Source organism: Deltaproteobacteria bacterium (assembly GCA_018668695.1).
In the GTDB taxonomy this organism is placed as follows: Bacteria; Myxococcota; XYA12-FULL-58-9; order XYA12-FULL-58-9; family JABJBS01; genus JABJBS01.
Map to the genome: position 1 here is coordinate 1 of JABJBS010000373.1, position 6,563 is coordinate 6,563.

Annotated in this window: 6 protein-coding genes; 2 read left to right on the top strand and 4 right to left on the bottom strand. The window is 49.7% G+C overall.

Annotated features, from left to right (window positions below):
• On the bottom strand, positions 1–1,990 hold a 1,990-nt coding region (locus HOK28_21625), incomplete at its 3' end, for a DNA translocase FtsK (GenBank protein ID MBT6435707.1).
• Positions 1,991–2,475: 485 nt separating this feature from the next.
• On the opposite strand from HOK28_21625, the gene HOK28_21630 reads away from it, so the two are divergent.
• Positions 2,476–2,994 (top strand): DUF507 family protein, encoded by a 519-nt coding sequence (locus HOK28_21630; protein ID MBT6435708.1) that lies wholly within the window; start codon positions 2,476–2,478, stop codon positions 2,992–2,994.
• A 27-nt stretch (positions 2,995–3,021) separates the two neighbouring features.
• Here HOK28_21630 and HOK28_21635 read toward each other — a convergent pair whose 3' ends face one another.
• Together HOK28_21635 and HOK28_21640 are read right to left on the bottom strand one after the other, a co-directional pair.
• A complete protein-coding gene (locus tag HOK28_21635) occupies positions 3,022–4,953 on the bottom strand; it encodes a Na+/H+ antiporter NhaC family protein (protein MBT6435709.1) in 1,932 nt (643 codons plus the stop codon).
• A 63-nt stretch (positions 4,954–5,016) separates the two neighbouring features.
• On the bottom strand, positions 5,017–5,895 hold the full coding sequence (locus HOK28_21640; GenBank protein ID MBT6435710.1) for a DUF3108 domain-containing protein: 879 nt from the start codon (positions 5,893–5,895) through the stop codon (positions 5,017–5,019).
• A gap of 137 nt (positions 5,896–6,032) precedes the next feature.
• On the opposite strand from HOK28_21640, the gene HOK28_21645 reads away from it, so the two are divergent.
• On the top strand, positions 6,033–6,317 hold the full coding sequence (locus HOK28_21645) for a DUF503 domain-containing protein (GenBank protein ID MBT6435711.1): 285 nt from the start codon (positions 6,033–6,035) through the stop codon (positions 6,315–6,317).
• Here the strand turns inward: HOK28_21645 and HOK28_21650 are convergent.
• Positions 6,314–6,563 (bottom strand): hypothetical protein (locus tag HOK28_21650; protein MBT6435712.1); only part of this gene is annotated, 250 nt, incomplete at its 5' end. The two genes, HOK28_21645 and HOK28_21650, sit on opposite strands and share 4 nt — an antisense overlap.

The window sequence follows — 6,563 nt, forward strand, 5'->3', positions numbered from 1 at the left end:
CCTTCTTTGGATCAACAACAACTGGCAAGAGTAAGTGGGATACCGCGTTGTAAACTGAGAGCTCAAGCATCTTTGGATCCACCATAATGAAGCGAACTTCATCAGGCGTGGACTTGTAGAGAATACTCATAATCAACGAGTTTACGAATACACTCTTTCCGCTGCCCGTTGCACCCGCAACCAGCAAGTGCGGCATTCTGGCCAAATCAACCACTTTAGCGTTGCCTTCGATGTCTTTACCCAAAGCAATCGGAAGCTTTGATTTGGACTTACGAAAGTTCTCGTGTGCAACCAACTCTTTAAAGAATACAGTCTCGCGAGTTTCATTTGGAATCTCAATTCCCACCGCACCTTTACCTGGAATCGGCGCCACAATCCGAACTCTCAACGCTTCCATCGACATCGCAAGATCATCGGCAAGGTTAGAGATTTTGGAAACTTTAGTACCGGCCGTTGGTACATATTCGTACATGGTTACAACTGGCCCTGGACGAATCTCACGAACGGTGCCCTCTATTTTATAGTCTTTAAGGGTGCTCGTAAGCTTCACGGCGTTGGCTTGGAGCTTTTGTGTATCAATCTCGGTACGCTCAATATCTCCCAAATCAAGCAAATTAATACTCGGTAACTCATAGGCTGCCGTCGGCAATACTTCTTCGCGAGTGCCCTCAGTTTCGGCAAGATAAATCGCTTCTTCAATCGCATCCTCGTCCGCGTCTTTACGAACATCCACGATCTGAGGAGCAAGCTCTTCTTCAACTCCAAGATGAACCATTGCTTGTTCAGGCTGCGCTAAAGGTAACTCAAACGCCTCTTCACTTGGCTCAAGTTGCTCAACTGGGCCCGCTGCTGACAAGATTGGGGTATCTTCTTCTACATCTTCAGGTTCAAGCTCGATTAAGTCTTCTTCACGGAAAGACACAGGCACAAGTGCCGTAGACTCGGAACGCTCCACAACCCGAGGCTCGGTCACGCCCGGAATACATCCAAGCTCAAAGCCTTCCTCATCCTGTAGGTCTACTGAGAAATCACGTGACGAGTCTGAACCAATGGTTTCTTGGTCGGCACGTGCACGCTTAGCCAGCTCTTTTTCGGCTTGCTTCTCGGCCATTTCACGGCCCTTTACACGGGCTTTTTCTAGTACTTCTTCACGTTCTTTCTCACGTTCTTCGCGTTCTTTTTCGACATTTACCTGCTCTTGCTCACGCGCTCGTTCATCGTTAGCTTCGCGCTCTTCACGCTCTACTTGCTCGCCGAGGGTCCACTCTTCTTTCTGTGCACGCTTCTCAGCTCGCTTTTCTTTAAGCTCTGCTCGCCGCTCTTTGAGTGCCTGGCTGCGTTCTCGAAACATCACGAGAGAGCCTTGCGCCTTGAGTGCGCTGCGGCGAATCATGCCCGCGCCCTGCAAACCGATGTTCCCAACGATCCCATCGAAGGTAAGTGCCATCGAAATCAATACCATCGCTCCAGAGACAATGACTGAACCCACCAAAGCAAGGTGCTGATAAAGCATCTGTCCAAGAACAGCACCCACAACGCCTCCCGGCGGATAAGGTCTGGCTTGGCCTGCAAGAACGAGGTGAGCAAAAGTTCCCACCGACACCATGAGTAATAAGCTGCCTATAGCCTCACGTACGCCCGGAATAAGTCGTTTACCAAAAAGGGCCCGCCAACCTGCGATCAACAAGCCTGCACCAAAGGGAAAAGCTCCCATGCCCATAATTTGGAGCAGTAAATCAGCCCAATAACCACCCGCGGTGCCGATCCAGTTACGGACCACTTCGCCGCCACCAGCATTAAGAGATGCGTCGCCGGGGTGATAACTCGCCAGTGCCAGTAGAGTGAGTAAACCCACGCAACCTAAAATCACCGAGCCGGCCTCGTTTTGCATTTGGCCTGTTCCGAGTAATTTAGGCGAATCTTGCTCTTTTTTGCGCTTAGGAGCCTGTCGTTTTTTAGTCGCTCGGCCGCGTGCCGTCGTGGTTGCCATTTACTTCACCCTCCGCAGGGAACTCAAAAGTCGCGCGTTTGGTCACATCTTCCAAATTTAGCGACGTATTCCTTAGTAGCTGAAATGTTAGGCCCGAGAGCCTCTATCGTCAAAAATCCCGCGGGACCGGTTTTTATTCCAAAGCCTGAGAATTAGGGCTCTCAGCCACTCCTGCACGGACAATTCTTCAAGAAGTTTTAAAAGCCGATCGGCCCAGACATGGCGAATAAAATTCAAATAATGAGATCGGGAAGGAATCTATAGACTCTGCTTGACAGCCCCAGGGCCCGCCGCCTATACCCGCCCTCACGGGAAGAATAATTCCCAGCGGCGTAACAAAATGTTACGTCCCAGTCGCATGCAGCCGTAGAGTTGCAACAGCCTTCAGTTTTGGACCGAACGGCTGAGTCATAGCGACTCACAAGGCGCTGGATTCTAGGCTATCTCGGGGGTAGTCTGAAGGCCAAGTAACAGAGGATAGGGTTATGAAAATCTATCGTAAAGTCATTCCAAGGATCTCCAAAGATGTGATCCGTGCTCTTCTTGCTAATCGATGTATCGAAGTAGAAGAGGGTCGCCGAGACGAAGCAGAACTTGATATTGCGGGCGTATTTGTACGTTACCTCAATGCACTCGACCAGCTCAGCGAAGATGCGCAAGATGCGATTATTCGTCATAAGCTTACTCGTGCAGCCTACAACCAAGTTCGCGAGACGCTTGCGAAAAAGCGCGGTCTTGCAATTGGTAAAGATGCGCTTGAGCACCTTCTCTCAGAAGTCATCAACGGGCTTTTCGATTCTAAGCAAATCCTTGAAGTGTTTGCTGAAGACGAAGAAATCCGCACGATGATTGAATCTGCAATCGGTAAGTATCTTGGTGTGGATGAAGAACTCGACCGCGAAGTGCGCCATCGTTTGAAGCACTTCCGTGAAGGTACCGCTGAATGGGAAGTTGAGTACGCTCAGCTGATCAATCAGATGCGTTATTCTAAGCAAGCCAATTGATTCGACTCTGCCCGCAAACGATTCTTTTTAGAAGGTTTGCGGGTCGTCTGGATTATCTCCAAAAATAAGCAATACCCCAAACATCATCAGGGTTCCGACGGCATACGACGCCGCAATGGGCCATCCCGCGGAATATCCCAAATAACCAGCTAAGCCTGCTGCGCCCATGGATACCAGGGCATAAGAAAGTTGCGTCTTCACATGAGCCACGTGTGGGCAGCCACATGCCGTCGAGGATAAGACTGTCGTATCTGAAATCGGTGAACAATGATCACCCCAAATCGCACCATCAAGCACAGCACCCATACAAACCATAAAGACCAGTGGATCGCCGCTTAGAATAACCGAGAGCGGCGCTGCTACTGGCAAAACCAAAGCCATCGTTCCCCACGAAGTTCCAGTGCTAAATGCGATGGCTCCCGAAAGTAGAAAAACAACCAGCGGTAAAAATAAGACCGAAAGACTGTTTCCAATCAGTCCGACCAAAGCCAAGCCAGTTCCCAAATCATCGCAGAGTCCCTTGGTCACCCAAGCCAGTACCAAAATCGAACCCGCTTCCATCAGCGATCTTAGACCTCCGCCATAACTCGTCAAAGCTTCTTTCGGTGTTAGGAGCTTTTGTGAAACCGCCAACCCAATCGCCAAAGCCGAGCCCAGCAAAGATGCGGTAAATAGGATCATTGAAATGTCGTCGGAAGCGCGCGTAAAAACCGCTCGCCAATAGTCCAAAGAAAAACCACTCAAGCCTGGCTCTGCAGCATCACCGCCCACGGCTAAAATTCTAAATAAAATGAAAATGAGTACGGAAGCTACGGGGATGACCGCGTTGTACCACCGAGCGGGCACGCCCGGTTTTTCCAAAGCATGCATCTCTTCGGTAGCGTCATCACCAGCCGGTGAGACAGGGCCCCCGCCGCGCACGCGCCGCTCCGCCTTGAGCATCGGGCCAATATCGCGCTTCAGCATCGAACTTAGAAAAACGAGAATCAGAGTGAAGAAACAATAAAACCGAAGTGGCAAAATTTCGAAAAACAGACCGTAACCGCTGCTTGGTAAGCCTTCGATGTGACGAAACTCCGTCAAAATACTATCAAAGAGCCCAACCTCATACCCAATCCAGGTAGAGATGACCGCCACGCCAGCTATTGGGGCACTGGTTGAATCTACAATATAGGCCAGTTTTTCTCGGCTAATACGCATGCGATCCGTGAGTCCACGGGCCGTTGTTCCAACCACCACGGTGTTGGCGTAATCGTCAAAGAAAACTGCTGTACCCATGGTTGCCGTAACCACCTGTGCACTACGCGGTGATTTCGCAAAGCGGGACAGTATATTCACAAGCCCCAGCGTACCGCCCATCCGGCCAATCACCGTCACCATTCCCACCAAACCGAATGTGAAACCCAAAATCTCAAGGTTAAAACTGTCTGTTAGCACGGGCACTAAATAACCACTCAGAAGGGACCATAGCCCTGCTAGGGGGTTGCCACCTGCAAGTACAGAGCAGCCTAGCCAAACAGCCAGAAAGAGAGCCAAAACAACTTGGCGTAACCCTATCGCAAGGACCACTGCAACCAGCGGCGGGACAAGCGCTGTCCAATCACCTAGACGAGCATTTTGCCCAAACTTTTTCTCAGCCAAAGTCCCTGTCACGACCATATTAGAACCGTCAATCTTTACCGCCAAAACCATCAAAGGCGCGAGTGGATCGTCTACAATCTCAATCGATGATTGGCGCTTTACCCAAACCCGCATGGGCTCTTTGAGCCGCTCAGGCCCTTCAACCAAAACTCTAAGTTTCGCAGGCTGCTCAGCCGGTAGAATTGAATCCACACCCTTTCGCACCAAACCAATGCTTGTTTGTTCTTCCACGATGGTGCTGGAAATAGGCAAGGCCGCGCTTAAACTGATCAAAATAAGAGCGCTAAGAATCGTAACGATGGTTGGACGCAAATTCATGGCTCCCTCTAACACGGCCGCCACGATGTGTCACACTGCTAGCCAGTGCTATGCCGTCAGCGCTCAACTCTCTCCAGGGATGAAGAGATGAATCTTTGCGAAGAGGTGGCTACGCCCACGAATTTCAGCCTGATAGGGTAATTTATCTCCGGATTGGCTCATCCAAATCGTAGCATGCACCGGCTTTTTAGACCGTTCATGGGCATAAACGACCTCGTAGCGATAAGATTCTTTTAAGCCCACCGGTGTTTGCACTTTTTCCTCACCGGCATATTTTAAGTCGATGGTGTAGGCCCGTTGGTTGGCAAAGAGTAATGTACAGCCACTGAACTTGGGCTCCATCGCTCTTAAGAGGTAGAAGGCCGTTATAAAATCTCGGCTTTCGGATGTGAAGAGCCGCTTAACCGTCCGCGACTTTCCTTCTCGTGACCTTTTCGACACGAGCCGAGACATCTCCTGCTCCCAGCTAAGTTCCTCTTCATAAGATTTTTCTTTAAGTTGATAGCGATTCATTGCGTGGATCGGCCGGCTCTTACCCTTGGGGACAATGGCCGCAGCTCTTCCTTCCACCGGCACCAGCGTGGCTACCAAGCTGTCGATTTGAAAATGGCTCCGATACTCAGTGACGGGCTTTCCTTCAAAAAGACCCTCACGCTCGGTTTTAAAATCAACTAGGCCTACGGAAAGACCATCAACTTCAACCGTATAACGAATCGTTTCACCGAGATGGCTGGGAAGAGCGCCTGAAAAAACAATTCCTTCGTTGCAGCGCTTGAGGCCGTCTGGAGTTTTCGGCACTCCAGGCACAGTATAGGTTGGGCGAATCTTGGGAGGGCGAACCTTGGTCCGCAGTCGCATAGAGTCTAAAGCGGTCCGAACCTCATTTGATATATTTGGCTCAGGTGCAGCTGCACTTAACGCCAAGATCATTATCCACATCATTGCATTCAACCTAGCCTGCTAATCGGGGGTATCTCCAGAAATTTCGACGTACAAAAAGGTCAGGTATTCTTTTAGGCCTCGGTATAGAATCTTGTTTCATAACGTTTGGGCGCTTAGGCAAGAGGAGATCACCTAAAATGGTCATTGGTATTTTGGAAGTCACATTGGCGATTCCTGCCGCTACCTTGAAAGAAAAGCGCAGTGTAATCAAACGCGTCGTCAACCGAAGCCGAAATAAATTCAATGTCTCAGCCGCAGAGATTGAAGCTCAAGACCATCCAAGCAGCGCTGTGATTGGATTCACAACAGTTGGGAATGATGCGCGGTATCTAAGAAGTACGCTGGATAAGTTACTTAACTTTATAGAGGCATTGTACTTAGCTGAAATTGTAGACCATCAACTTACGACCGAGCATTATTAAAGCTTTCTATGAGATGCATCGTAAGAATTATTGAGGCGATACTTTTCATTCCCTGAAAGCAGCCATGCATTCTCGTCTTCAAAATGCGCCAAAAGACCAAGTTCATGGTATTGCTGAGCGGTAAATTTACACGGAACCTCAAAGCCATGACGCTTGATACGGCAGTAAAGGGCATTATCGCTCGACATCATCATGGTTCCTAAATCAAGCATCTCTTCGGTGTCATCGGATATCTTGATCCGTACC

Bases quoted from the DNA above. Each gene is read 5' to 3' on its own strand.
- HOK28_21630 (MBT6435708.1), top strand. From the start codon at position 2,476: ATGAAAATCTATCGTAAAGTCATTCCAAGGATCTCCAAAGATGTGATC.
- HOK28_21635 (MBT6435709.1), bottom strand. From the start codon at position 4,953: ATGAATTTGCGTCCAACCATCGTTACGATTCTTAGCGCTCTTATTTTG.
- HOK28_21640 (MBT6435710.1), bottom strand. From the start codon at position 5,895: ATGATGTGGATAATGATCTTGGCGTTAAGTGCAGCTGCACCTGAGCCA.
- HOK28_21645 (MBT6435711.1), top strand. From the start codon at position 6,033: ATGGTCATTGGTATTTTGGAAGTCACATTGGCGATTCCTGCCGCTACC.